The sequence below is a fragment of the Sphingorhabdus sp. YGSMI21 genome, assembly GCF_002776575.1.
In the GTDB taxonomy this organism is placed as follows: domain Bacteria; phylum Pseudomonadota; class Alphaproteobacteria; order Sphingomonadales; family Sphingomonadaceae; genus Parasphingorhabdus.
Genome location: NZ_CP022548.1, coordinates 3,632,585 through 3,657,959, shown reverse-complemented (window position 1 = coordinate 3,657,959; position 25,375 = coordinate 3,632,585). Strand labels below are relative to the sequence as shown.

Annotated in this window: 31 protein-coding genes; 8 read left to right on the top strand and 23 right to left on the bottom strand. The window is 58.5% G+C overall.

Going from position 1 to position 25,375, the window contains the following annotated elements:
• The first annotated feature begins 199 nt into the window (after positions 1–199).
• The 3 genes from CHN51_RS17510 (at position 200) to CHN51_RS17500 (ending at position 1,599) form a co-directional block, all read left to right on the top strand.
• Positions 200–892, top strand: coding sequence for a L,D-transpeptidase family protein (locus tag CHN51_RS17510; protein WP_240616789.1), 693 nt, complete (start codon positions 200–202; stop codon positions 890–892).
• A gap of 301 nt (positions 893–1,193) precedes the next feature.
• The gene (locus CHN51_RS19865; protein WP_164089269.1) at positions 1,194–1,334 is read left to right on the top strand and encodes a hypothetical protein; all 141 of its coding nucleotides are present in this window, start codon (positions 1,194–1,196) and stop codon (positions 1,332–1,334) included.
• 22 nt (positions 1,335–1,356) lie between these two features.
• On the top strand, positions 1,357–1,599 hold the full coding sequence (locus tag CHN51_RS17500; protein ID WP_100095163.1) for a hypothetical protein: 243 nt from the start codon (positions 1,357–1,359) through the stop codon (positions 1,597–1,599).
• 579 nt (positions 1,600–2,178) lie between these two features.
• Here the strand turns inward: CHN51_RS17500 and CHN51_RS17495 are convergent.
• The 4 genes from CHN51_RS17495 to CHN51_RS17480 all read right to left on the bottom strand — a co-directional run bounded on the left by CHN51_RS17495 (position 2,179) and on the right by CHN51_RS17480 (position 7,420).
• On the bottom strand, positions 2,179–3,096 hold the full coding sequence (locus CHN51_RS17495; RefSeq protein ID WP_100095162.1) for a hypothetical protein: 918 nt from the start codon (positions 3,094–3,096) through the stop codon (positions 2,179–2,181).
• Positions 3,097–3,248: 152 nt separating this feature from the next.
• Complete coding sequence (locus CHN51_RS17490) at positions 3,249–4,076, bottom strand: hypothetical protein (RefSeq protein ID WP_100095161.1); 828 nt, start codon at positions 4,074–4,076, stop codon at positions 3,249–3,251.
• A 21-nt stretch (positions 4,077–4,097) separates the two neighbouring features.
• Positions 4,098–4,850: a hypothetical protein gene (locus tag CHN51_RS17485; protein WP_123906356.1), complete on the bottom strand. Its 753-nt coding sequence runs from the start codon at positions 4,848–4,850 to the stop codon at positions 4,098–4,100.
• A gap of 272 nt (positions 4,851–5,122) precedes the next feature.
• Positions 5,123–7,420 carry a UvrD-helicase domain-containing protein gene (locus tag CHN51_RS17480; protein ID WP_100095159.1) on the bottom strand — a complete coding sequence of 766 codons (2,298 nt, stop codon included), beginning with the start codon at positions 7,418–7,420 and terminating at the stop codon, positions 5,123–5,125.
• Positions 7,421–7,561: 141 nt separating this feature from the next.
• On the opposite strand from CHN51_RS17480, the gene CHN51_RS20345 reads away from it, so the two are divergent.
• Positions 7,562–7,687, top strand: coding sequence for a hypothetical protein (locus CHN51_RS20345; RefSeq protein WP_276308603.1), 126 nt, complete (start codon positions 7,562–7,564; stop codon positions 7,685–7,687).
• Here CHN51_RS20345 and rsmD read toward each other — a convergent pair.
• The gene (rsmD, locus tag CHN51_RS17470; RefSeq protein ID WP_100095157.1) at positions 7,684–8,241 is read right to left on the bottom strand and encodes a 16S rRNA (guanine(966)-N(2))-methyltransferase RsmD; all 558 of its coding nucleotides are present in this window, start codon (positions 8,239–8,241) and stop codon (positions 7,684–7,686) included. The two genes, CHN51_RS20345 and rsmD, sit on opposite strands and share 4 nt — an antisense overlap.
• A 96-nt stretch (positions 8,242–8,337) precedes the next feature.
• On the bottom strand, positions 8,338–9,147 hold the full coding sequence (locus CHN51_RS17465) for a pseudouridine synthase (protein ID WP_240616788.1): 810 nt from the start codon (positions 9,145–9,147) through the stop codon (positions 8,338–8,340).
• A gap of 94 nt (positions 9,148–9,241) precedes the next feature.
• Here CHN51_RS17465 and CHN51_RS17460 point away from each other — a divergent pair, with 94 nt between their 5' ends.
• Positions 9,242–10,003, top strand: coding sequence for a DUF1223 domain-containing protein (locus CHN51_RS17460; protein ID WP_100095156.1), 762 nt, complete (start codon positions 9,242–9,244; stop codon positions 10,001–10,003).
• Between the two features lie 74 nt (positions 10,004–10,077).
• Positions 10,078–11,781, top strand: a complete 1,704-nt coding sequence (locus tag CHN51_RS17455) for an MFS transporter (protein ID WP_240616787.1) — start codon at positions 10,078–10,080, stop codon at positions 11,779–11,781.
• Here the strand turns inward: CHN51_RS17455 and CHN51_RS17450 are convergent.
• The 16 genes from CHN51_RS17450 to purB all read right to left on the bottom strand — a co-directional run bounded on the left by CHN51_RS17450 (position 11,778) and on the right by purB (position 22,566).
• The gene (locus tag CHN51_RS17450; RefSeq protein ID WP_100095155.1) at positions 11,778–13,100 is read right to left on the bottom strand and encodes a bifunctional folylpolyglutamate synthase/dihydrofolate synthase; all 1,323 of its coding nucleotides are present in this window, start codon (positions 13,098–13,100) and stop codon (positions 11,778–11,780) included. The two genes, CHN51_RS17455 and CHN51_RS17450, sit on opposite strands and share 4 nt — an antisense overlap.
• Before the next feature lie 114 nt (positions 13,101–13,214).
• Complete coding sequence (accD, locus tag CHN51_RS17445) at positions 13,215–14,069, bottom strand: acetyl-CoA carboxylase, carboxyltransferase subunit beta (protein WP_100095154.1); 855 nt, start codon at positions 14,067–14,069, stop codon at positions 13,215–13,217.
• A gap of 97 nt (positions 14,070–14,166) precedes the next feature.
• A complete protein-coding gene (gene trpA, locus CHN51_RS17440; protein WP_100095153.1) occupies positions 14,167–14,961 on the bottom strand; it encodes a tryptophan synthase subunit alpha in 795 nt (264 codons plus the stop codon).
• Positions 14,958–15,470: a hypothetical protein gene (locus tag CHN51_RS17435; protein ID WP_100095152.1), complete on the bottom strand. Its 513-nt coding sequence runs from the start codon at positions 15,468–15,470 to the stop codon at positions 14,958–14,960. The genes trpA and CHN51_RS17435 overlap by 4 nt, the downstream gene beginning before the upstream one ends.
• A 103-nt stretch (positions 15,471–15,573) precedes the next feature.
• The gene (locus CHN51_RS17430) at positions 15,574–15,861 is read right to left on the bottom strand and encodes a hypothetical protein (RefSeq protein WP_123906355.1); all 288 of its coding nucleotides are present in this window, start codon (positions 15,859–15,861) and stop codon (positions 15,574–15,576) included.
• Entirely contained in the window at positions 15,858–16,166 is a 309-nt protein-coding gene (locus CHN51_RS17425; protein WP_123906354.1) for a hypothetical protein, read from the bottom strand. The genes CHN51_RS17430 and CHN51_RS17425 overlap by 4 nt, the downstream gene beginning before the upstream one ends.
• Before the next feature lie 179 nt (positions 16,167–16,345).
• Complete coding sequence (locus tag CHN51_RS17420) at positions 16,346–16,672, bottom strand: hypothetical protein (protein WP_123906353.1); 327 nt, start codon at positions 16,670–16,672, stop codon at positions 16,346–16,348.
• A gap of 160 nt (positions 16,673–16,832) precedes the next feature.
• Positions 16,833–17,351: a hypothetical protein gene (locus CHN51_RS17415; RefSeq protein ID WP_100095148.1), complete on the bottom strand. Its 519-nt coding sequence runs from the start codon at positions 17,349–17,351 to the stop codon at positions 16,833–16,835.
• 28 nt (positions 17,352–17,379) lie between these two features.
• Complete coding sequence (locus CHN51_RS19860) at positions 17,380–17,535, bottom strand: hypothetical protein (protein WP_164088923.1); 156 nt, start codon at positions 17,533–17,535, stop codon at positions 17,380–17,382.
• On the bottom strand, positions 17,532–17,723 hold the full coding sequence (locus CHN51_RS17410; RefSeq protein ID WP_100095147.1) for a hypothetical protein: 192 nt from the start codon (positions 17,721–17,723) through the stop codon (positions 17,532–17,534). Before CHN51_RS17410 ends, CHN51_RS19860 begins: the two co-directional genes overlap by 4 nt.
• Complete coding sequence (locus CHN51_RS19855) at positions 17,720–17,875, bottom strand: hypothetical protein (RefSeq protein WP_164088921.1); 156 nt, start codon at positions 17,873–17,875, stop codon at positions 17,720–17,722. Before CHN51_RS19855 ends, CHN51_RS17410 begins: the two co-directional genes overlap by 4 nt.
• Positions 17,876–18,056: 181 nt before the next feature.
• Complete coding sequence (trpB, locus tag CHN51_RS17405) at positions 18,057–19,292, bottom strand: tryptophan synthase subunit beta (protein WP_100095146.1); 1,236 nt, start codon at positions 19,290–19,292, stop codon at positions 18,057–18,059.
• Positions 19,293–19,379: 87 nt separating this feature from the next.
• A complete protein-coding gene (locus CHN51_RS17400; RefSeq protein WP_100095145.1) occupies positions 19,380–20,024 on the bottom strand; it encodes a phosphoribosylanthranilate isomerase in 645 nt (214 codons plus the stop codon).
• 126 nt (positions 20,025–20,150) lie between these two features.
• Positions 20,151–20,825 carry an orotidine-5'-phosphate decarboxylase gene (pyrF, locus tag CHN51_RS17395; protein ID WP_100095144.1) on the bottom strand — a complete coding sequence of 225 codons (675 nt, stop codon included), beginning with the start codon at positions 20,823–20,825 and terminating at the stop codon, positions 20,151–20,153.
• Positions 20,822–21,178: a LapA family protein gene (locus tag CHN51_RS17390; RefSeq protein ID WP_100095143.1), complete on the bottom strand. Its 357-nt coding sequence runs from the start codon at positions 21,176–21,178 to the stop codon at positions 20,822–20,824. Before CHN51_RS17390 ends, pyrF begins: the two co-directional genes overlap by 4 nt.
• 86 nt (positions 21,179–21,264) lie before the next feature.
• Positions 21,265–22,566 carry an adenylosuccinate lyase gene (gene purB, locus CHN51_RS17385; RefSeq protein WP_100095142.1) on the bottom strand — a complete coding sequence of 434 codons (1,302 nt, stop codon included), beginning with the start codon at positions 22,564–22,566 and terminating at the stop codon, positions 21,265–21,267.
• A 113-nt stretch (positions 22,567–22,679) separates the two neighbouring features.
• On the opposite strand from purB, the gene CHN51_RS17380 reads away from it, so the two are divergent.
• Both CHN51_RS17380 and CHN51_RS17375 read left to right on the top strand, forming a co-directional pair.
• Positions 22,680–23,780: an ATP-dependent 6-phosphofructokinase gene (locus tag CHN51_RS17380; protein WP_100095141.1), complete on the top strand. Its 1,101-nt coding sequence runs from the start codon at positions 22,680–22,682 to the stop codon at positions 23,778–23,780.
• Between the two features lie 126 nt (positions 23,781–23,906).
• The gene (locus CHN51_RS17375; protein ID WP_240616786.1) at positions 23,907–24,650 is read left to right on the top strand and encodes an SDR family oxidoreductase; all 744 of its coding nucleotides are present in this window, start codon (positions 23,907–23,909) and stop codon (positions 24,648–24,650) included.
• A 7-nt stretch (positions 24,651–24,657) separates the two neighbouring features.
• Here the strand turns inward: CHN51_RS17375 and radC are convergent, their stop codons facing one another.
• Positions 24,658–25,362, bottom strand: coding sequence for a DNA repair protein RadC (radC, locus tag CHN51_RS17370; RefSeq protein WP_100095139.1), 705 nt, complete (start codon positions 25,360–25,362; stop codon positions 24,658–24,660).
• Positions 25,363–25,375 lie beyond the last annotated feature (13 nt).

Sequence of the window (25,375 nt, the reverse complement as noted above, 5' to 3'; positions counted from 1 at the left end):
CTGTCCAGCGGAAGGACTTTTCCGCGCGAGAGAGCAAAATCATGGGCACCTGCCGGTGCGGGTGCCCCAATGATCGGCCCGTTAACGCTGCCCCTTAATAAACCGGAAACCATCGTACCGCTGCGGGACGGCGGAAAAATCGCCCGTTTCTTGCGACAAATCCATGGTAAACACTCCGTTAACTTACGGAGTATGAGCGATGGTCGAAAAAATAGCCTATCGGGTGAGCGCCTCGGTTTTGCTGCTGACGGCATTTGCGATATTCGCGATGCTGGTCATGGGGCTGACCCGCGCCGACGCCGAATCCTCTTCCGCGCGTCCGGCGCCGGTGGCCAGCGAGAATGCGGTGGCCGAACCGGTTGTCCAAAATGCTGCCCTGGTCGAACCAGAGATCGCCGAGCCTGTGGACATTGCCGAAAAACTGCCGCTGAGCGACAGGTTCGTGGTCAAGCGCATCCTCCAGATCGACGAGCCTTTCGTCCATGGCTATTATAAATGGGACGACGAGGGCGTGCCGGATGGCGAACTGGTCGTCACCGTCGATCTCAAGGCCGAGAGCATTTCCGTCTTCCGCGCTGGCTATGAAATCGGTGCCGCGGTGATCACCTTTGGTGATTCCAGAAAGCCGACTCCGACCGGCGTCTTTCCGATCACGCAGAAGAACAAGGACCATGTCTCGAATATCTACGGGTCGCCGATGCCTTATATGATGCGGCTGACCAATGACGGCGTCGCCATCCATGCTTCCGATGTCAAATGGGGCTGGGGGACGCGGGGCTGCATCGGTGTGCCGCTGGAATTTGCACGGCTTCTGTTCGAACAGGCAAAACTGGGCGACCGGGTAATTGTCACCAATGGCAAGATGATGGGCCTGGGCGACGCTATACTGTAGCATTGCTGCCAGCCGCCACGGTCAACAGCCTTCCGGTCGCAGACGGGCTGTTTCTGTCATCGCGCCTTACAATAGCCCCTATCCCTCCCTATATCGGGAACAGGCCCGTGCGACCGCGCAATCGCGCTCCGCACCGGCATTGTCTCTTCACGGTCAGAAATAACTCTGAGCGGCTTTCCTGAGGCAGGACCTATTCGCAGCCCATTTGTTTGACGTTGTTCGCCGACAGCCGACCCGCCGCCTCCTTGTCTGGAGCGAAGCCGGCGGCTGCCGTCCGCAAAACCCTCTGGAAGGAAATATCATGGCCAAGTCGCAGAAGAAATCGAACAAGGAAATCCGCAAGCCCAAGGCCGCCAAGGTCAAGAACAACGCTTCCAACCCGTCGGGTAAGGCGGGTGTCGTCGCCGGTCTTGAGAATATCAAGAGCAACCGCGGGAAATGACCGGACCGGAAGGGCACCCCTTATGCGTGTAAAAGCATCCACCTGCCGTGAACAGGAAGCGCGCCAGCTCGATCTGGCCACCAATGACCCGCTCGAAAGCCGCCGCAAGGTCGCCGCCGCTGCGGCGAAGGCCTGGGGGCTGGAAGCGATTCAGGCCGAGAAACGCGAGGCCGGCCACGTCAGTCCGCGCGACAGGCTGGACGCGGAAATCACCCAGGAATTTGCCGAGGAAACCGAGAGCGACGCCGCGCAGGGCGGGCGCTAGAGTGCAAATCCGGACGATGGTGGCTTATGCTCTGATCGCGTTGCTGGTTGTCGGGGTGAGTGCGGTCATTGTTGTTGTGCGGAAGAGACTCAAAAGGCGGCGCGGAAAATCCTGGTAGAGGCTTTTGGCTTGGTTCAAGCCACCCTGACTAATTTCTCTAACCCCCACTTATCGCGGGCCGCTCCTCAACTTTGCTCCACTAGACGTCGAGATTGTGAGCCATGTACGGAAGGGCAGAAAGATCGGTCCGCATGCAGGACTCGGGTTTGGGAGAACTGACCTTTACGGTCGACTTGTCTACTATATTAGACAGATAGGATTTGTTTCGCGTTAATGGGCCAATGGTCGAAATCACTCGCACGCAGACTTTTGTTCGATAGTTGAATATGCTTAAAGATCAAAGAGCAGTTGCTAGAATCTTGCAGCGCGTTGACCGCTTGTCATTAGGCAATTTCGAACATGTGAAGTCGGTAGGCGTTGGAGCAAGGGTGATTTTGCGCAACCATGCCGCTCGTCATACTATCCGGTTCACGATTGTCCCGCTTTCAAGCGCCTAGTTGGTACACGCCCAGCCGATCTTCAGCCACCCGCTGGCAATGTCTGGATGTGGGTCAGGCCATCATTCCAGATAAGAATATCGCCGGCGCCGTTTTCGCCGCGTTTGATCAGCGGTCCATATAGCCCGGCGCCAAAAGCTTTTTCGCGCTTTTTGGAGCTGTAGCTGTCGATGTCCGATTTGCCGAGACCGAGCGCGAAGGGGATCAGTTGTTCCATCTGGACAAAGGCTGCGGTCAGCGCCTCTTTTGCAAGGTTTCCGTCATCCGCGCTCCAGCTCGCGACATTTTCGTAATGCTCGTAGGAACGTGTGTGCAACTGGACGATACTGATCAGATTCTGACGGAAGAAAACCTGGTAAGCCGGAGGCGTCTCGGCGCTTTTCTTCTTGCTCTGACGGGCCAGTGAAATTTCCGCGCTGATCCGGATGTGGGAAAAATCCGGCGACAGCTCATAATAATAGTCGACGAGGCCGACCTGCTGCGCAGGGTTGTTTTTGAAGAGCGTGAAGGGATCGTCCTGGTCCGGGGCCTTGGTGAAGATGATCTGATTGAGCTCAAACCAGTCGAGTTTGGCAAATGCCGCGTTGCTATGGCTGACCGCCATCGCGTCGATATCGACATCTTCCAGTATCTTGCGCAGAGGCAAGACCGTGCCATCTGCGCGTTCGGCGAGCGATGCAGCGATAAGTTCTCGCTTGTTGTCCATGGCTCCGATGATCAGAGTGTCGAGCAAGCCGCCGCCCGGAGGTCTTGCAACCCTTCCCGTATCAAAGCTTGTGCCGATCTGGCTTTGCTCCACCGATACCTGGATATTGCGACCCCCAACAGAAACACGATCGCTGTCGACGATATAATCAGATTGTCTGGTCGATTTCGACGCCGCTTGCGCGCCCGTCATTGCCACCATGAGCGCAAGCATGACCGCGATAAATGCTTTCAATTTTGCCTCCTGATATGATTTTGCCGACGGTGGATGAAACAGATACAGGTCACGTCAGATCACGTGTCATAGGATCGATCAGGCCGAAGCTGAGCGAGAGTGGCCGCCGGTTTTTCCGGTGGCCACCTCGGTCTGTTGATGATCCGTTTGCGTCACTTGAATTTCTTGGCGAATTCCGTGAAGTTCTTTGCAAATGCCTCGCGCAGATCCTGTTCTGCCGCTTCGGTTTCATCCGTGGTTTTCGGCGGGAAATGGGAAAGGCCGTTGCCACCGCGCCCCTTGACCAGCTTGGTTTCGGTTTTTCCATTGCGGAAATCCTTGAAGACAAAGCGGTTATTGAGCGAACGCCCGTAAATCGCTTTTTTCGTATAGAAATTCTGGGTTACGATAAGTTCGACATAGCAAGGCGCCTCGGAAGAGGTCAGCCGGGTTTTTGCTTTGGTTGTAATCTTGCGGTCTGCAATCGGTGTCTGGTAAATGATCTGCGACGGCTCCAGGTTCAGTTCCTCGACCAGATCGAGCGATTTCAGCGCCTGGACCTGCAGGCGGGGGCCGAGGGCTTCTTTCAGATATTCCGCTTCGCTAATGTTGCGATCCTTGTTCGCCGCTGCATCCGCGACCGCGCCGACAATGCCGAACCCGCTCAGCAGGCTGGTCGTCAGCGCCTGGCCTTCGAGCGTCGGGAAAATATGCAGTTCGCAGCTTGGTTTGGGCGCTGCATCCATAGCCGCTGTTTCCGGCGCATTGTCCGTGGTGACTGTTTCCGCTACGTCGTCCGCGGTATCGGTCTGCGCCTCATTGTCTGTGGCAACGGCTTCCATGGCGCTGTCAGCGGTATCTTCCGTTTCGGAATCGATCGCCTGAGCTTCTGCTTCCGTGGCGGCCATATCTTCCGATACGCTATCCTGCGCGAGCGTGGCAGAACCGATGGAAACGGAAAGAACTGCTGCGATCGCAGCGATTGATGGTGATATTTTCATGACAACTCCCTGTTTTTAAATTTATTCAGACTCCGGCTGAGCCGGAAGCTGCTTATTGATTGATTGTTGATGTTCTTCGGTAGGCAAAAGTGATGGCGTAATTTCAACGTCATTGACCCATTTCCGTTGTTCGGCTTGTTCCGGATATTCGGGAACCGACACCGGTGGAGGGGCGGCTCCGATGACGTAATCTATGTCTTCTCCCGTCCGGGCCCTTAATTCCCGACCCTTTGGAATGACTCCGGGCTTTCCCCTGATGAAGCCCGAGAACACTCCCACTGCGAACCATGTTGCAGCCACTGCGGTATTTTTATTCCCGCCTTCCTCGCGATATCGACCGTCGAGAGCGTAGATCGTCTCGCCGACTTCCACTTGCCTCAGCGCGATGCCCAATATGCCGGGTTTGCCAAAGCCGCCTTTGCCGGAGCGGAAGGTGACTTCGCCATATCCGGTGGCTCCCTGAGGGATGACGACGGTGTCGTGCTCAACAACGTCATGCAGGACGGTTACACCGAACCGGTCGCCGACAACGCTCTCCATCGTAGAGATTTCGTCATTCATCATCACCACTACCCGCGTGCCTTCGCGGAGCGTAGCGGTCTGGACTTCTTCGGCCGGCTGGACTTCGGGGGTGGGGACGGGCTCTTCCGTCAGGGTCGTTTCTGCGGGAGCCATCGGCGCTTCAACCGGTGCCGGCGACTGCGGCTCTTCGGCCGTCAACTCGTCAGACGCGGCTTCAACATGCATTTCCGGCATAGCGGATTGCGCATTCATAACCCCGCTCGCCAGCAAAGCGACGTAACTTGCACAGATTAATATTTGCATTGCCCCCGTTTTCGCCTGGCCGATTTTCTTCCGCGATTAACGAAAAGTGGCCAAGACCATCGAGTCATAGAAAGCATAATCCGGCAATACAATCAGATATTTTCGTTTTTCTGAAATATCGAGGGCGGGTTACTGTCACTGTGGTCAAACTGTTGTTATAAAAATTTCTGCAGTCATGCCCCGGTCGCGCCTTGAGGCAGGCTGATGTGCCGGAATGCGGCTCAAGCCACCTCGACAAAACTGTCCAGAACCCGCTTGTCGCCCGACTTCTCGAACGCGATTTCCAGCTTGTTGCCTTCCTTCACCTTCACTTCGCCATAGCCGAATTTTGTGTGGAAGACGCGCATGCCGACCGTGACATCGTCGCGGCCCTTGTTGCCGAGGGATACGGCGCTGCGGCGGGCTTCCTTGATGACGCGGGGATTCTTGTCGAAGTTAGAGGATGCCGCACGCTGCCAGCCGGGGCCGCGTTTGCCGGCTCTGGTCGCGTTGGTCGCGGCGAGATGGGCGAAGGGGTCGCTATTCTCGCTCCAGTTGGCGCGCCACAGGCTTTCGCCGCCGCTCATGCTGCTTTCATGCTCGACATGGTCCTTCGGCAGCTCGTCGATGAAGCGCGAGGGAATCGAGCTGGTCCACTGGCCGTAGATCCGCCGGTTGGCGGCGTGGAAAATCGTGCATTTCTTTTTCGCCCGGGTGATCGCGACATAGGCGAGGCGGCGTTCTTCCTCGAGGCTGGCATTGCCGCCCTCGTCGAGGCTGCGCTGCGAGGGGAAGACGCCTTCCTCCCAGCCGGCGCAGAACACATGGTCATATTCCAGACCCTTGGCGCCGTGCATGGTCATGATCGTGACCTTGGGCTCGTCGTCGCGGGCATCATTGTCCATGACCAGGCTGACATGTTCGAGGAAATCGCCGAGCGTCTCATATTCTTCCATCGCGCGGGCAAGCTCGGTCAGATTCTCCAGACGGCCAGCGGCTTCGGTCGAGCGGTCGGCCTGCAGCATCGTCGTATAGCCGCATTCGTCGAGCACGATCCGGGTGAGTTCGGCATGATCGGTATCCGCCGCCATTTCGCGCCAGCGGCCGAAATTGCGCATCAGCTCGAGCAAAGTGTTGCGCGCGCGCGGTGGCAGTTCATCGGTATCACAGATGCTGAGCGCCGCTGCGGCCAGCGGAATGCCTTGTGCGCGGGCCAGACGGTGGACTTTTTCGACCGTCTTGTCGCCCAGGCCGCGCTTGGGTGTGTTGACGATCCGCTCGAAAGCGAGGTCATCCGCAGGTTGCGTGATGACGCGCAGATAGGCCAAGGCATCGCGGATTTCGGCGCGTTCGTAAAAGCGGAAACCGCCGATGATCTTGTACGGCATGCCGATCGAGATGAAACGATCCTCGAACTCGCGGGTCTGGAACTGGGCGCGGACGAGGATTGCGATATCGTTCAGCGAGACCTGTTTGATCTGCTGCAGCGCCTCGATCTCGTCGCCGGTGCGCCGGGCTTCTTCCGGACCATCCCAGACGCCGATCACCTGCACCTTGTCGCCTTCGGTTTCTTCGGTCCACAGGGTCTTGCCGAGGCGACCGCTATTGTGATTGATCAGCCCCGATGCGGCGGCGAGAATATGCGGCGTCGAGCGGTAATTCTGCTCCAGCTTGACCACCGTGGCTTCGGGAAAATCCTTTTCGAATTTCAGGATATTGGCGACTTCCGCGCCGCGCCAGCTGTAGATCGACTGGTCATCATCGCCGACGCAGCAGATATTCTTGTGGCTCTGCGCGAGCAGCCGCAGCCAGAGATATTGCGAGCTGTTGGTGTCCTGATATTCGTCGACCAATATATATTTGAACTGCCTCTGGTAGCGTTCCAGAATTTCGCGGTGATTTTTGAGCAGGTTCAGCGAATGCAGCAGCAAGTCGCCAAAATCGCAGGCGTTGAGGGCTTTCAGCCGCGCCTGATAAAGCGTGTAGAAATGCTGGCCCTTGCCATTGTCATAGCGCTCGGCCTCGTTGGCATCGAGATCCTGCGGATTGAGGCCGCGGTTCTTCCACTGGTCTATCAGGCCGGCGAGCATCCGGGCGGGCCAGCGCTTGTCGTCCACGTCCTCGGCCTGGATCAGCTGCTTGAGCAGCCTTATCTGGTCATCGGTGTCGAGAATGGTGAAATTATTCTGCAGGCCGACCATCTCGGCATGGCGGCGGAGCATTTTCGCGCCGATGCTGTGGAAGGTGCCGAGCCACGGCATGCCTTCGAAATTCTCGCCGACAATCGTCGCGATCCGCTCCTTCATCTCGCGGGCGGCCTTGTTGGTAAAGGTCACCGCCAGAATTTCGCTCGGCCAGGCCTTGCGGGAATAGACGATATGGGCGATCCGGCGGGTGAGGGCGGCGGTCTTGCCAGTGCCTGCACCTGCCAGCACCAGCACCGGCCCTTCGCTGGTCAAGACGGCCTGACGCTGTGGCGCGTTCAATCCCCGGACATAGGGGGGATCATTCTCTTGCGGTTGTTTGACAGGTTCGGACATGGGTGAACAGTTAGGGAACATCGGCGCGGGCGGCAAGGCCAATATCATTTTTGACATGACCGAAAGGGCAGGTTGCAATTTTTGCTGCGCCGCACCATTTACGTCTCAAATGCCGGAACCGGCACGCCAATGGAGCAGAACATGAGCAAGAGACTTTTTACCAGCGCGATTGTCGCCACCCTGATGATGGCTGGCGCCAGCATCTATTCGACGGTCCATCAGGATCATGACGAAACGGCGTCGGTCCTGACGATGATGGGCGGCTAATCCTCCGCTTGTGACGATGGAGCGGGGCGCAGGAGATGAATTCGCGCCTTGCCGCTGTCGCGGACGCAATCCAGATCAAATCCCTTGACCTCGACATTTTCATGGCGTGATGTTTCCACCGCGATCCAGCTTGATGGCGCGAACCAGCCATGCCGAGTGAGCTTGTCCAGCGCCACCGCGCCGGCTCCCGATTCATAGGGCGGATCCATCAGGATCAGGTCATAGGGCTTGCGGGCGGCGCCGAGATGCAGGACCGATCCGATCCGGACATCGGCATCGGCGCCGAGCGTTTCGATATTCTTTTCCAGCGCCCGAACCGCATCGGGATCCTGCTCGACAAAGGTGCAGTGCGCCGCGCCGCGTGACAGCGCTTCCAGTCCCAGCGCGCCCGAGCCGGAAAACAGGTCCAATATCTGCAAATCCTCAAAATCGCCCAGCCGGCTGGTCAGCATGGAGAACAGCCGCTCGCGCGTGCGGTCGGCGGTCGGGCGGGTGGTTTCGCCTTTCGGAGCGACGATTTTCCGGCCGCGCCAGGTCCCTGCAATTATGCGCATCTTACGCCGTTCGTCCTGAGCTTGTCGAAGGACCGTTTCCGTTCACACCATGTGCTTCGACAGGCTCAGCACGAACGGATACTCTAACCCAACCAATCATTTTAGTGATTTTCTAAACTGCACCAGATCATGCTGGCGCACGACCTCGATCTGGCCTTTTTCCAGATCGCCGAGCACGAACGGACCGTAGCGGGTGCGGATCAGGCGGGAGACTTCCAGACCGAAATGTTCCAGCACGCGGCGGACTTCGCGGTTCTTGCCTTCGGTCAGCGTCAGCTCGATCCACTGGTTGCGGCCGGTGCGCCGTTCGAGATTGGCGGTGATCGGACCATAATGCATGCCCTCGATGGTGATGCCACGGTAGAGTTCTTCCAGCTGGTTCTGGGTGATATCGCCAAAGGTCCGCGCCCGGTAGGACCGTTCGATGCCGTTTTTCGGCAATTCCATCTGCCGCTTGAACTCGCCGTCGGTGGTCATCAACAGCAGGCCCTCGGTGTTCATGTCGAGACGGCCAATCGGCATGATCCGCTCCATTTCGGGAAGCACGTCATAAATCGTCTTCTTGCCGGAAAAGTCGCGTTCCGCGGTCAGATAGCCATTGGGCTTGTGAAAGCGATAGAGTTTGGCCGGGGCCGGTTCGGCAACCGGGTTGCCGTCCACCGTTATCCCCGTCAGGTTCTTAAGCAGTAGCGAGGGATGTTCCACCAGATTGCCATTCAGCTCGATCCGTCCGGCCTCGATCATCCGCTCGATCTCGCGGCGCGAGGCCACGCCGGCGCGGGCCAGGAGTTTGGCAATGCGCTGCCCTTCGCGCACATCGCTCGCAGGCGCTTTGGCGGCTGCAGGGGCCTTCGCTCCGGGGGTCGGTTTTGCGCGATATATCTTGGCTGGTTTCTCTTCGGTCATGGGCGGTTCCATGGCGGAAAAATGCGCTGGCTGCAATCTGTAACCTCTGGTTTCATGGCCGCGAATAGCTATTGTCACCCGTTCGGAGTTGGAAATGAGCAAGATCATCATGGGCGCGTTGATTGGCGGATCGGCATTTGCCGGCATCGTCGGCGCGCAACTGGCGCCGATCTCTGCTGCCAGCGCGGTTGCGGTGGCCGACGATGGCGAACACTCCAATCCCGTCGTCATCGAGCTGTTCACCAGCCAGGGATGCTCGTCCTGTCCCCCCGCAGATGTGCTCGCCAGACGGCTGGCAAAAGACGGCTCCCTGCTGGTGATCACGCGGCCGGTGACCTACTGGGACCGGCTCGGCTGGAAAGACACGCTGGCGCGCGAGGAAAATACGCGCTTGCAGCGGGCCTATGCGGCGAAGGGCAATGAAGGTTCGGGGGTCTACACCCCGCAAATGGTGGTCAACGGCGCCGGCAGCGCGGTTGGATCGCGGGAAAATGACGTCCGCTCGCTGGTCCGGCGGGCCGACCGGAACGGGCCACGGATCAGCACTTCAACCGACAGCAAGGGCCGGATGATCGTCACGATCAGCGGCCGGTCCGCCTATCTCGCCGGCGTATCCCTGATTGCGCTCAGCTCGTCGGAGATCGTGCGCGTGGGGCGGGGCGAAAATGGCGGGCGGGCGATGCATTATGTCAATGTGGTCAAGGCGGAGCGCAATCTCGGCAGCTGGCGTGGCAAGCCGGCGCGATTTGTCCTGTCGCGCGAGGATCTGAACATCAGTGGCGCGGACCGCTATGCGATCATCGTGCAGCGGCCGGGGGCTGGACCGATTGTCGCCGCGAAGCTTATTGAAGGGTGAGGGGCAGCGAATTCATTTTGGACTTCCCGAGATAACCGTTAAGTGGCGATAGTTAACGGGTTAAGGAGTATCGGGTGACCGCATCGGAAACAAACGAAAAGCCGGGTTGGCGCAAAGTCATTGCATCGCTGGGCAATCGCAAAACGCTGTTCATGACAATCTTTGGTTTTGCAGCGGGCTTACCTTACGCGTTACTTCTCGGGACTCTCTATGCGTGGCTCTCCGATGCCGAGGTTGATCTAGAAACAATGGGCGTTTTTTCGCTCATCGGATTGGCCTACGCATTCAAATTTCTTTGGTCGCCAGCGCTTGACCGGATCGACGTTCCGCTTCTAAAAAAGCTGGGAAAGCGCAAGCAATGGATCGTTACGGCGCAACTATTGCTCGGTGCGATTCTGGTTATTCTCGCGATGCTGAATCCAGTTTCGTCCATCGGATGGTTTTCCTTGCTGGCGGGAATAGGTGCTTTTGCGTCAGCTACGCAGGATGTTGTCATCGATGCATGGCGGGTCGATGTCGCAGATGAAGTCGCGACCATAGATATACTTTCGACCGTTTATCAAATGGGGTACCGGATCGCCGCACTCGTGGGTGGTGCATTCGCCCTCTTTCTTGCGGAGCGGACCGACTGGCCTACCGTTTACCTGACGATGGGAGCGGTCATGCTTCTGATCGGTTTTGCCGGCCTGTTTGCGCCCGATGCAGAAACAAAGGTTCAGACCGCCACTGAAATGGCCGACGAGCACGGCCTGCGGAAAGCCGGCCAGCTTGATCCACGTGTTCGAGGATGGGCGCTGCTGGCTGTGGCAATCCTGTGGGGCTGGGCCTTGCTGACGGTCGGAACCTTCATGGTCAGGTCGCTGGGAAGCGATCCGGAGACGCGACCGGATTCCGTAGCATTCATCTCAACGATGGGGCCGCTGATCGTAGTGGCAACGGTTGTCATTCCCGTCCTCATTTCGGCATTTCTGGTGCGCCTGGAACGCAAGGGCCAATATCTTCTGACCAAGGATGTCCCCGCTGAATCGACCGCCGGACGATTTCTTGATCATGGCTATCGCGCGCTGGTACTTCCTCTCACCGAATTTGTCGGTCGGCTGGGCTGGGCGCTGATCGTCATATTGGGTCTGGTTCTGACTTATCGCATCACGGATTCTATCTGGGGTAGCTTTGCCTATCCATTCTATCTGGGCGAGCTTCAATATACCAAGGACGAAGTGGCCGTGGCGTCGAAATTCTTCGGAATCGGCGCGTTGATGATCGGTCTCGCGGCTGGTGGCTATATGCTCACCACTCTGGGCCGCATGTTGACTCTTACCCTGGGCGCTGTGCTCGCAGCTGCGACCAACTTGCTCTACGCCGATCTGGCTAGAGGCGGGGCAGTGGTGCAATCGGTCAGTGATTTAACCGGCTTTACCTGGCTGGTTGCCAATCTTGGCGGGGATGCCGGGCTTGCGAAGCTGATGATGGCGATTGCCGGTGAGAATATTGCGGTCGGTATCGCCGGAGCAGCCTTTGTCGCCTATCTGTCGTCGATTGTCGCCAAGGGCTATAGCGCGGTCCAATACGCGCTTCTTTCATCGCTTACGATGCTGATCGGGACCTTGGGCCGCGGTGCACTGGGCCAAATGATCGAGGAGCAGGGTTATTTCCAGGTATTCATCCTGACCACGCTCATGGGTGGAATCGCAGTGATAATCTGCATTATCGAATGGATACGCATTTCGCGTCTCGGGGCCAGGTCGGGGATTGATCAGACCGCGTTGAAGGGCGCCTAATCGGGGACTTGTTCATTCGCTTTCAGCACTTCGCCCGCCAGATAGAGCGAGCCTGCAATCAAGACCGTCTTGCCGGATCCGTTTGACAGGGACCGGAGCGCGGCTGTGACATCGCTTGCTTCGGTCATCGGCGCACCGGCTTCCGGATAATCAGCGAGAGTATGCGATTCATGGCCGGGGACGGGGATCACCGTCACACTGGCGAGCTTTTCGTGCAGCGGCGCGATGATCGCCGCCGGGTCCTTGTTGGACAGCATGCCGATGACCAGATTGATTGACCCCGCTTCATAGTCGGCAAAATATTTGGCGAGGGCCAGGCCGGCGCTGACATTATGGCCGCCGTCGACCCAGACTTCCGCGTCGGATGGCAGGAGATGGGTGACCGGTCCGGCAATCAGGAAATGCATCCGGCCGGGCCATTGCGCCCAGCCCATGGCCGCCTTGAGCGCGGCGTCCGAGATGACGAGCTTGTCCTGATGGCGCAGCATCGCGATGGCTAGCGCGGCATTGTCCGCCTGATGCGCGCCGACCAAGGCGGGCAGGGGCAGGTTGAGCTTTTCTGCATGATCCTTGTAGTGGAGCTGGCCTTCGTAAATCGCCGCATCCCATTCCTCGCCGCGGGGAAAATGCTGCGCCCCGACATCTGCAGCATGATCGGCGATGGCGTGCAGCATTTCCGCAGCATATTTTTGCGTCAGCAGGGGTGCGTTCTTCTTGGCGATACCGGCTTTTTCCCACGCGATGCGGGTCATCGGATCGTCCGGCGTGCCCTCTTCCGGGCTTAGCAGAAAGCCTTCATGATCGATGCCGAGCGCGGCTATGCCGGTTGCGACCGGGCTGGTGATGACATTGGTGGCGTCGAGCCGGCCACCGAGGCCGACTTCCAATATGCAGGCATCGGCCGGTGTTTCGGCGAAGGCGAGAAATGCGGCGGCGGTGGTGGCCTCGAAGAAGCTCGGGTTGATATCCTCACTGCTGTCGAGCACCCGGGCGAGCACAGTGGCGAGATAGTCGTCCTCGATGAGCTTGCCAGCCAGCCTTATCCGCTCGTTGAACCGGACCAGATGCGGGCTGGTATAGACATGCGCCTTGAGCCCTTCCGCCTCGATCGCCGCGCGCAGAAAGGCGCAAGTCGAACCTTTGCCGTTGGTACCGGCGACGTGGAAAACGGGGGGCAGTCTGTCCTGCGGATTGTCGAGGCGCGCCAGAATCTCGCGAATCCGCTCCAGCCCCAGCACATCGCGCCCGGGAGAGAGCATTTCCAGCCGGTCGAGCTGTTTCTGGACCGCCGGGGAATCGGAACGGGCGCCGTCTGCCATCACTCCCCTCCCGCTCGCGGGAGGGGCCGGGGGTGGGCCAGATTATTTGAAAAAGCTGCCATGGTCATGGAGGATGTTCCCACCCCTAACCCCTCCCGCGAGCGGGAGGGGGATTTAGGCCGCGTCTTTCCATGCCATCAGATAGCCCATGACGTGGGCCAGCTTCTCGCGCAGTTCCTTGCGGTGCACGACCATGTCGACCATGCCGTGCTCGAGCAGATATTCCGCCGTCTGGAACCCTTCCGGCAGCTTCTCGCGGATCGTATTCTCGATCACCCGCTGGCCGGCAAAGCCGATCATCGCACCCGGCTCGGAAATATGCACATCGCCGAGCATCGCATAGCTGGCGGTGACGCCGCCGGTGGTCGGATCGGTCAGCACGACGATGAACGGGATACCCGCTTCGCGCAGCATCGAGATCGCCACCGTGGTCTTGGGCATCTGCATCAGCGACAAAATGCCTTCCTGCATCCGCGCGCCACCGGCTGCGGTGAAGATGATATAGGGGCACTGGTCCTTCAGCGCCCGCTTGGCCCCGTCAACAAAGGCCTGTCCGACGGCCAGCCCCATAGAGCCGCCCATGAAGGCAAAATCCTGCACGCCGACGACGCAGGGGATCGACTCGATCGTTCCCTTGACGTTGATCAGCGCATCCTGTTCGCCGGTCTTGGCGCGGGCCTCTTTCAGCCGGTCGGTATATTTCTTCTGGTCCTTGAATTTCAGCGGGTCTTCCTGGACCGGTGCCCAGGGAATCAGCTTCCAGCTGCCTTCGTCCATGATCTGGGCAAAGCGGGTCATCGGCCCGATACGGCCGTGATGGTCGCATTTCGGGCAGATAGACATATTGTCCTGATATTCCTTGAGGAATACCATCGCTTCGCATTTCTTGCACTTGTGCCAGAGATTATCGGGCGTTTCGCGCTTGGTGATCGAAGCGATCTTGTTGCGGACATTGCTTAGCCAGCTCATATTATCATTCCTCTATTCCGTTCGCATCGAGCGAAGTCGAGATGCCTGCGCGTGCCGCCTGTGTCTCGACTGCGCTCGACACGAACGGTGTGCGATTTCAATTTTTTCCGGCGGCCCTGATAGCATCGGAAAGCGACTTTACATAGTCCCTGACATGGGGCGCGGCATCCTTGCCATATTCGCCGACAATCTCGACAATGGCAGAGCCGACGACCACGCCATCCGCGACGCGTGCGATGTCGGCGGCCTGTTCCGGCGTGCGCACGCCAAAGCCGACGGCGATGGGTAGATCGGTGCCCGCTTTCAGCCGGGCGACCGCTTCTTCGATGCTGGCCTGTGCCGCCTGTTGCTGGCCGGTGATACCGGCGACGGATACATAGTAAAGAAAGCCGGATGCGTTGCTCAATATCTGTGGCAGGCGCTCGGCATCCGTGGTCGGCGTAGCAAGGCGAATGACGGCAACGTCCTTGGCGCGCAGCGCGTCGCCGAGGCTTTCGTCTTCCTCGACCGGAATATCAACGCAGATCACCGCATCAACACCAGCATCGACGCAGGCATTGGCGAACCACTCGGAGCCCCGGATGGTCATCGGATTGGCATAGCCCATCAGCACCAGCGGCGTGTCGGGATGACGCTGACGAAATTCCTTCGCCATGTTAAAGATGTCAGCGGTCTTGGTGCCAGCGGCCAGGCTGCGAATATCCGCTTCCTGGATCGAGGGCCCATCGGCCATCGGATCGGTGAACGGCATGCCGAGCTCGATGATATCCGCACCGCCTTCGACGAGCGCGTCTAGAATGGCGCCGGTATCGGCAGGGGTCGGATCGCCAGCGGTGACGAAGGTGACGAGTGCTGCGCGGTCGGCGGGGAAGGATTGGGAGAGACGGGTCATGATATTGGAATGTGCCTTCGTCGGGACAGAATGATTCTCACAATACCGCTAGACAGGACGAGTAAGAGTAACAAGATGTTTACGACCCGGTGGGTGATTTCACTCGTCGGGCATTTGTGAAGCTCGAACAGGGAAACCTTCCCTGAATATGGGAAGGTATCACAAAGGCTGTCAAAATGCGGCAGAATTGGAAATATGGACGTCGCAGTCATCCCCCATAATATGATGAAGGAAACTGTCAGAAGCAGGTTGGCCGATTTGATATCATCTATGCGACCTTTGCCAAGCAAACCGGAAAATATCCAGTAAATGGCGAAGATTATGATGCATATCGTTGCTCGGGAAATTGCGCTTTTCCGGAAAAACTCTCCCAACCACCGGGCGTCAGAAACGGTGTGAAGATCCGCCAGCATGTCTGATGCCAGAAAGATCAGGGCGAAGGGGAAAATGACTACGGCAAGGGATATCGCAAGCCCGCGCAGACCACTGGTGACAGTATCGCTATTCAATCCGTCCTCCCTATTGCATGCGCAATGATCTGGTCCCGATCCATTTTCACCGCTTTGCTGAAGAGCGCTGCGCGGTTGCCAGGAAGGAATCGGGAGAGGCGGGTCATTTGCCGAGTATTTTGGTAAAGGTAGAAAGCAAGGCAAAAGCCACCGCCATAAACGCTGCCCAAATGATATATTTTTGCAGGTTCTCGACATCGCCGATCACAAACTGGCCAGCCAGCCGCAAAAGGAAAAATATGGGAAATCCTGCCAATAGCCAGAATAAACCCTCTTTCGGCGCAAATCTCAGTCTCGATTCTCGGGACATATCCACGCCAGACGATTCATTCTCCCTAGCCCTTTTCTGAGCTGCTTTGCGGCGGCGGCTCAGCCGCTTCCTGCGGCTCATAAAGAATTTTGCCTGCTGCGATGCCGTAAGATCGAGCATTCGATCAAGATTATGACGGAGCAAAGAAGCAGGATGAAAAATGGCACATTCAGGTCCCATTTTTCGATTGCCAGGCCGGTGTCAAGGAAACTGGCGAAGGCCCAGCCTCCCGCCCCGAACAGCGCAGTTTTACCACTTCGCCGGATCGAAGCTCGGTAGGATTCCGGTAATTCATATTTGCCTTGTGTGGAATAGAAGAACGCCAGCATCAGAGCGGCGACCATGACCAAAAAGTAGACAGAGACGAAATCTATTGCTTCCATCACTTTTGCATCCTCGTCATTTTCCCCTCTCCCAACCATCTCCCCTGAAGGGGAGAGGGCTATTAGGCTGTCATATCTCCGCTGCTAAAGCCTCGGCGACAGTAAAAATATCGTTCTCGCCGTCCCGGACAAGTGTGACGAGCGCTGCGTGGTGGCGGTGGCGAAGGTCGTGGCGATGCGATTCATGTGGGTCTCCGGTACGCGGTAGAATAAAAGCTCAGGAGCAGTGCTGGCACAATTGAGTGAATGAGTGTATCCGCAAAATTATATTCCATCTCAGAAAAGATTGCCCATGCGCCAAAGCGTAATGCAGCAAACGCAGCAAAGTATGCTGGCATAAGCTTGAGCGCATTCCACGGTCGGAGACGCACATCGCCCTTCGCCAGACGGGTCACGCTGGAAATCATCCACAGAATGAAACCAAGCGAAAATGCAGATACTCCGCCGGCTGTAATGATGTCGGCCGTATCGCCTCCAACAGTATAGCGAATGCCAACCGCGATCAACATTAGGACAAATGCCAGCCCAAGAAAAACCCATCCGATACGCCTGACTCGCTTCAAATCTCCGTCCCCAGCGCTTCCGCGACAGTAAAAATATCCTTGTTGCGACCCTCGACAAGCGCACCGCGCGCTGCGCGGTTTGCGGGAAAGGATTGGGAGAGACGGGTCATATGATCTTCTTGAGATAGGTTCGAACGGAGAACATTGCTTTACTGATGCAGAGGAAAAATGAAATCAGCAAGGGCATGTAGAAAAGGAAGTTTAGCCAAGTAGCGGGTCCATGAAAACAATGCTGGAATCCAAACTCGGGACCCATTGGCTCGGGGCAATGCATAACTGTGAATTCGCCAGAGGAGATCAGAATGAATGCAATCCCTGATATTGCGATACTTGCCAAGAGGGGCGGATAAGAACTAAGGTTTGCTGCCCAACGGGAGTTGGGTTTTTGCTCTTGTATGAAGTCAAATGAATGCCAAACCAATAGCGGTAGAAAGAAAATGGGATAAGCTAAAAAAGCCTCTCCCATTGGACCGGCAATATCAGCAAACTTGTCAGTGGTATTGACGCTGGTCATCATCCATAAACCCAGAAACCATTTTGCTGCTAACGAAAATACAATCACTGCCATCAAAATGGCCATACTGGTCAACCAGTTCAAAAGCTTCTGTCTGTATTCTGAGGTCATGCGTCAAAATGCCGAAGTCTGGTCCGATTCATATCTCCGTCCCCAGCGCTTCCGCGACGGTGAAAATATCCTTGTCACCGCGCCCGCACAGGTTCGCGAGAATGATCTGGTCCCGATCCATTTTCACCGCTTCGCTGACGAGTACCGCACGGTCGGATGGGAAGGGGCGGGAGAGATCGGTCATGAGCCAATTTTGTCATTGGGCAACGAGGCCAGAAAAGTAGAAATGAATATGATGGGAAGGAATATCTCCAAATTGTCGGATGCCATTGGATTGCCAGCAAAATACTGAAACAAAAATACACCCAAAATGGCTAACACTGTCGCTCCGGTGGCTCGTAGGAAAGATCGCTTGAGGATTTCAGCGATCATATCTCCGTCCCCAGCGCTTCCGCGACGGTGAAAATACCCTTGTCGCCGCGACCGCAGTGGTTCGCCAGGATGATCTTGTCGCGATCCATCTTGACCGCTTCGCCGACGAGTACCGCGCGCTCAGGCCGGAAGGATTGGGAGAGACAGGTCATGATGCCCTCTCCCTCAAGGGAGAGGGTTGCGCAAACTTGGCAGCTTGCTGCCTAGTTGGAGCTGGGTGAGGGTCTGCCAACTCTCGATGGCAGAGCACCCTCATCCAACTGCGCCTAGCTTCGTTCCGAAGCAAGGCTTCGTATCCTTCTCCCTCAAGGGAGAAGGTTTGTGCATTCACCGTCATATCTCCGTCCCCAAAGCCTCGGCGACAGTGAAAATATCCTTGTCGCCGCGCCCGCACAGGTTGGCGAGGATGATCTTGTCCCGATCCATCTTCACCGCTTCGCGCACCACCGCGGCAATCGCGTGGCTCGGTTCGAGCGCGGGAATGATGCCTTCGGTGCGGCAGAGCAGCTGGAAGGCGTCGAGGGCTTCGGTGTCGGTGGCGCTGTCATAATCGACGCGGCCGGATTCCTTCAGCCAGCTATGTTCGGGACCGATGCCGGGATAATCGAGGCCGGCGCTGATCGAATGGGCTTCGGTGATCTGGCCGTCTTCGTCCTGCAGCAAATAGGTCTTATTGCCATGGAGAATGCCCGGGCCGCCGCCGGCGAGGCTCGCGGCATGTTGCTTGTCGAGACCATGGCCCGCCGCTTCGATGCCGAGCATCCTGACGTCCGGATCGTCGAGAAACGGGTGGAACAGGCCGATGGCATTGCTGCCGCCGCCAATGGCCGCGACCAGCATGTCGGGCAGGCGACCGGTGCGTTCCAGCATCTGCGCGCGGGCTTCCTTGCCGATGACGCTCTGGAAATCGCGGACCAGCTCGGGATAGGGATGGGGACCGGCGGCGGTACCGATGATGTAGAATGTGTCGTGCACATTGGCGACCCAGTCGCGCAGCGCCTCGTTCATCGCGTCTTTCAGCGTTGCCGCGCCGCTGGTCACCGGCACGACTTCCGCGCCGAGCAATTTCATCCGGAACAGATTGGGCTTCTGCCGCGCGACATCGGTCGCGCCCATGAAAATGGTGCAGGGCAGGCCGAAGCGCGCGCAGACGGTTGCGGTGGCGACGCCATGCTGGCCGGCGCCGGTTTCCGCGATGATCCGGGTCTTGCCCATGCGCATGGCGAGCAATATCTGGCCGACGCAATTGTTGATCTTGTGCGCGCCGGTGTGGTTGAGCTCGTCGCGCTTGAACCAGATTTGTGCGCCTTTGCCGTCGGGCGCATCCTTGCGGACTTCCTCGGTCAGGCTTTCGGCATAATAGAGCGGCGAGGGGCGACCGACATAATTTTGCAGCAGGTCGTTAAATTCTTCCTCGAACGCCGGGTCGGCCTGCGCCGCGCGATAATGTTTTTCCAGATCGAGGATCAGCGGCATCAGCGTTTCGGCGACATAGCGTCCGCCAAATTCGCCGAAATGGCCGCGGTCATCCGGCATGTTGCGGAAGCTGTTGGGAGGTGTGTCGTTCATGGGTTCGATATTTCCGTTCGCATCGAGCGAAGTCGAGATGCATCTGCGGGTGGTCTGTGTCTCGACTGCGCTCGACACGAACGGATGCTATCCGGCTTCGTCATAGTCTCGCACCGCTTGGCAAAAGGCGGCGATTCTGTCCACCTGTTTGACGCCGGGCGCGGATTCCACGCCAGAGGAGACGTCGACCAGCGGCGCATGGGTGGCGGTCAGCGCGTCGGCCACATTGTCCGGGTCGAGGCCGCCGGCGAGACCCCAGTCAATCTCGTGCTTGTGATCGGCGAGCAGGGACCAGTCGAACGAGGTACCGGTGCCGCCGGGCAGCGCCTTGGCTGGCGCGTCGAACAGAAGCCGGTCGGCAGCGCCCACATAGCGGCTGGATTTCGCCAGCGTCGGCTTGTCCTTCACGCCCAGCGCTTTCCAGATTTCCAGGCCGCTGTTGTCGGCCACCAGCTTCAGCCATTCCGGCGTTTCGCTGCCGTGGAACTGGATCACATCCGGTTTGACCACGCTGATTGCCATACCGGTGGCCTTGGGTTCGGAGTTGACGAGCAGCAGCACCGTCTTGACTCGCTGTGCCGCATAGGTGCGCAATGCAGCGGCCCGTTCGAGCGAAACATGGCGCGGGCTTTTTGCGAAATGGACGAAGCCGATATAGTCGGCGCCCGCATCGATGGCAGCGTCAATGGCGGCTTCGGTGGAGAGGCCGCAGATCTTGATTTGGGTTTTCATGGGAGGGGTCTTAGCGAGTCGAGCGTTAATCGTCATCCTGAACTTGTTTCAGGATCTCCACCGGCGCAGCGCATTCTCACGGGGTCCTGAAACCAGTTCAGGATGACGAGAAGATGACGAGATTGATTAAAGCGTCCCCTCGATCGCCCGCGCCGCTGCATTGGGGTCGTCCGCTCCGGTAATCGGCCGGCCGATCACCAGCACGCTCGCGCCATTGTCGCGCGCCTGCCTTGGCGTGACTGCCCGTTTCTGGTCGCCCATCGCGCCACCCTTGGGGCGCAGGCCGGGGACGACGAAAAAGCCGTCTTTCCAGATTTTATGCGCCGCTGCGACCTCATTACCGGAACAGACAATGCCATCCAGTCCGGCCTCGCGGGCAAGCCCGGCCAGCCGTTCGACCTGATCATGCGGGGTGCCGGTATAGCCGATCTTGGCCATGTCGCGCTCGTCGAGCGAGGTCAGCAGGGTAACGCCGACCACTTTTGTATGTTCGTTCGCAGCCGCTTTGGCATCTTCCATCATCGCACGGCCACCCGAGGCGTGGATCGTCACAATGGCGGGTTCGAGCACATTGATCGCCTGCATCGCCTTGGCGACGGTGTTGGGGATGTCGTGCAGTTTGAGATCTAGAAAGATCGGCAGGCCGAGCTTCTGGATTTCGTGCACGCCATGATGGCCATGGGCACAGAAAAATTCGAGGCCGAGTTTCAAACCGCCGACATGGCCCTTGACCGACTGGGCAATCGCGATAGCCCGGTCGAGGTCGGGCGTGTCGATTGCGACGAAAATCGGGTTGGTCATGCGCCGGTTGCTTTCTCGCTATCGACCGGAGATACGGCCGGTGCGGGTTCTGCCACCGTCTTCGGCGCTGGTGCGGGGGCTGGTGTCGGGTTTGGCGCTGCTGTTGGCACAGCGGCCGGCCTTGCCGCATTTTCCAGCGTCTTGATCCGCCGCAACAGCCGCCATTTCGATCCTCTCAGCAGCAGCCACGTCGGCACGAAGCCGAGCAGGAAGGCACCAACGACGAAGGTAGAAACCCTCGCTTCGACAATGGCAGCGCCCAGATCAAGCGAAGCCCGTGCTTCATTGGTCCACCAGAAGATGAAGGTCGCGACGAGCAGGAGAACCCAGAACAGGATTTTGATAAATTGCATGCTTCACCTTATATTCCGTGGGGCAACTATCCTAGTCCTAAAAAAGCCGGGTGGCCAGACAGCATATAGAGGCCTGGAATAGCGCGCTATTCGCCGAACACGCGAGCGAAGATCGTGTCGACATGCTTGAAATGATAATCGAGGTTGAACCGTTCCTCCAGTTCAGCGTCAGACAGTTTGGCGGTGACGTCGGGATCGGCCTTGAGCAGGTCGAGCAGCGCGATTTCGCCGTCCGATTCCCAGACTTTCATCGCGTTGCGCTGGACGATGCGATAGCTGTCCTCGCGACTGATGCCGGCCTGGGTTAGGGCGAGCAACACGCGCTGCGAGTGGACCAGACCGCCCATGCGGTCGAGATTTTTCTGCATCCGCTCGGGATAGATCAGCAGTTTCTCGATCACGCCGGTCAGCCGTCCGAGGGCAAAGTCCAGCGTTATGGTCGCGTCTGGGCCGATCATCCGTTCGACCGAACTGTGCGAAATATCGCGTTCGTGCCAGAGGGCGACATTTTCCATCGCCGGTAGAGCGTAGCTGCGGACCATACGGGCAAGACCGGTCAGGTTTTCGGTCAGGATCGGGTTGCGCTTGTGCGGCATCGCGCTGCTGCCCTTCTGGCCCGGCGAGAAATATTCCTCGGCCTCGAGCACTTCGGTGCGCTGCAGATGGCGGACTTCGACGGCCAGCCGTTCGACCGACGAGGCAATCACGCCCAAAGTCGCGAAATATTGGGCGTGGCGGTCACGCGGAATGACCTGGGTGGAGACGGGCTCGACTTCCAGACCCAATTTCTCCGCCACATGCTCTTCCACCTTGGGATCGATGTTAGCAAAGGTGCCGACCGCGCCGGAAATGGCGCAGGTGGCGATTTCCTTGCGCGCGGCAACCAGCCGCTCGCGGTTACGTTCGAATTCGGCATAGGCCTGCGCCAGCTTCAGACCGAAGGTCACCGGCTCGCCGTGGATGCCGTGGCTGCGGCCGATGGTCGGGGTGAACTTATGCTCATAGGCCCGCTTTTTGATCGCTGCGAGCAATGCGTCGATATCGGCCAGTAATATGTCCGACGCGCGTGCCAGCTGCACCGCGAGACAGGTGTCGAGAACATCGCTGGAGGTCATGCCCTGGTGCATGAAACGCGCTTCTTCACCGACATTTTCCGCGACATTGGTCAGGAAGGCGATGACATCATGCTTTACTTCGCGTTCGATCTCGTCGATCCGCTCCACGTCGAACTTGCCCTTGGCCCAGATCGCTTCTGCTGCTTCCTTCGGCACCACGCCCAGTTCGGCGAGAGCATCGGTGGCATGCGCCTCGATTTCGAACCAGATCTGGAATTTCGATTCGGGCTCCCAGAGGGCAACCATTTCGGGGCGGGAATAGCGTGGAATCATTTTTGGTCCTTGGACAAAGAGGATGATTGCGGCAATGAAGTGCCTTGATTTGCCGTCCCGCTAGCACCTACGAATTGAGTCGGCAATGCAGCGGCGGAAACAGGGAGAATAAAATGCGTCTGGCTATACTCACCGGCGGCGGCGATGTCCCGGGCCTCAATCCCTGCATCCAGTCGATCGCGACGTCGGCCTGGCAACGCGGCTGGGATGTGGTCGGTCTGCGTCGCGGCTGGGAAGGGGTGCTGGAAATCGATCCCGCCGATCCCTGGGCCAATGAAAACAGCGTGATGATGCTCGACAAGGAGCGGGTGCGCGGCATCGACCGGCAGGGCGGCACGATATTGCACAGCTCCCGCTGCGACCCGCGGGTGACCGACAAGGGCGACCAGACGCAAAAAGTGCTCGATATTCTCGATGCTCTGGAGGTCGATGTCCTGATCACCATGGGGGGCGACGGGACGCTGCGTTTCTCGGCCTATCTGTCGAGCCTCGGCCGCAACGTCATCTCGGTGCCCAAGACGATGGACAATGATGTTTATGGCACCGACTATTGCATCGGTTTTTCCACCGCCGTCACCCGATCGGTGCAGGCGATCAATTCGCTGCGGACGACGGCGGCGAGCCACGAGCGGATTGCCGTGATCGAATTGTTCGGTCGCCGGTCCGGCGAGACGGCACTGCTATCCGGTTTCCTCTCGCAGGCCGACCGGACCGTCATTGCCGAAGTGCCTGCGGATATGGACGTGCTCCTGCCCCTGCTGCTCGGCGACAAGGAGGCCAATCCTGAATCCTACGCGATATGTCTGGTCTCGGAAGGCGCCAGACTTTCCGGCGAAACGGATTTTGCCGACGAGATCAACAAGTCGAATACCAGTCGCACGGGCCTTAATATCGGCACCCAGCTGGCGCGGGAAATCGAGGCGCGCAGCGACGAGCGGACGATCGTACAGGAACTGGCCTATCTGATGCGGGCCGGCGAGCCGGACGCGATGGACCGGATGGTCGGCTTTGCCTTTGGCGCGCTGGCGGTCCAGCTGATCGAGCAGGACCGGATGGCCAATATGGTGTGCCTGACCGACGGCAATTACGGCGTCGTGCCGATCGGCACGCTGCTGGAAGATAGCAAGGGCGTCAATGTGTCGGGCCTCTATGACGCAAATCTGTATCGCCCCAATCTGATCCAGGTCGAGGGCATGCCGATGTTCCTTTATTAAAGGCGTTCCTATATAGATGAGGGAGCCCGCTATCTATCGGCGACGGTGTCGGTCCAATGGCTGATACCGGCGACCCGCAATCATCGATAGTCTGGCCCGGACCCACTTTACTTTAACAGGAACAACATGATGAGCATTTCATCCGATCGCGTCGCAATCATAACGGGCGCGTCCCGCGGCATCGGCGCTTCCATAGCCCGCCGTTTGGCAAGCGATGGCATGGCAGTTGTCGTAAACTATGCCGGCAGCGAAAAAGCCGCGGCCGAACTGGTCGACGAAATCGTAAATGCAGGGGGACGCGCGATCTCGGCGCAGGCGGATGTCGCCGATCCGCTGGCTGTCAGGAATCTTTTCGATACCGCCGAGACGGAATTTGGCGGTGTCGATGTGCTGGTGAACAACGCCGGCATCATGAAGCTCGCGCCGGTCGCGCAAGTCGATGACACAGATTTCGACGAAATGATGGCGGTCAATCTCAAGGGCACGTTCAACGGGCTTCGGGAGGCTGCGAAGCGGCTGCGAGATGGTGGCCGTATTGTAAATATTTCTACCAGCGTCGTCGGACTATATCTGCCTGCTTATGGGGTGTATGCGGCGACCAAGGCGGCAGTGGAGGCTCTGACGCATATTCTGGCGAAGGAGCTTGGACCCCGGTCGATTACGGTCAATTCCGTGGCACCGGGGCCAGTCGCGACCGAGCTGTTTCTCGAGGGCAAGGACCCGGCAATGATTGAGCGGCTCGAGCAGATGATTCCGCTCGGTCGGCTGGGTGAAGTCGATGACATTGCCCGCGCCGTTTCCGTGCTGGTCGGGCCGGACGGCGGCTGGATCAATGGCCAGATAGTGCGCGTCAACGGGGGCGTGATCTGAGCGCCCGTCAAATCAGTCCTTTCGAACGGAAGGATGTGTGGCCGTCTCGGCCGATGATGATATGGTCATGAACGGCAATGCCCAATGTCGCCCCGGCGGCGCAAATGTCCCTTGTGATCGCAATATCCTGCCGGCTGGGGGTGCTGTCACCGCTGGGATGATTGTGGACCAGGATGATCGCGGCTGATCCAAGGTCCAGCGCACGCTTGATGACTTCGCGGGTATAGATGGCGGCCTGGTCAATCGACCCTTCGCTGACCAGCTCGTCGCGGATCAGCCGGTTCTTGCTGTCGAGATGCAGGACCCGCACCCGTTCGTGCGCCAGATGCGCCATGTCGGCGCGCAGATAGTCGAGCAAGGCCTGCCAGCTGGAAAGGATCGGCTGGGTCCGCACCGGCTCGGCGAGCAGGCGCAGCGCCGCCAATTGCACGATCTTCAGCGCAGCCACGCTGGTTTCTCCCATGCCGGGCAGATTCCGCAATGCGTCGGCGTCGGACACCAGCAGGCGCGACAAGCCGCCGAACTCGTCGATCAATCGCTTGGCCAGAGGCTTCGTGTCGCGGCGCGGGATGGCCAGCGCAAGCAGATATTCGACCAGCTCGTGATCGTGCAGACTATCGCCCTGACCGGTCAAAATACGGTGGCGCAGCCGGGCGCGATGCCCGCTGCCCGCCTTTGGCGGTCCTGACCGGGTTTCCTGTGCCTTGGTCATGGGCTAGCCATTA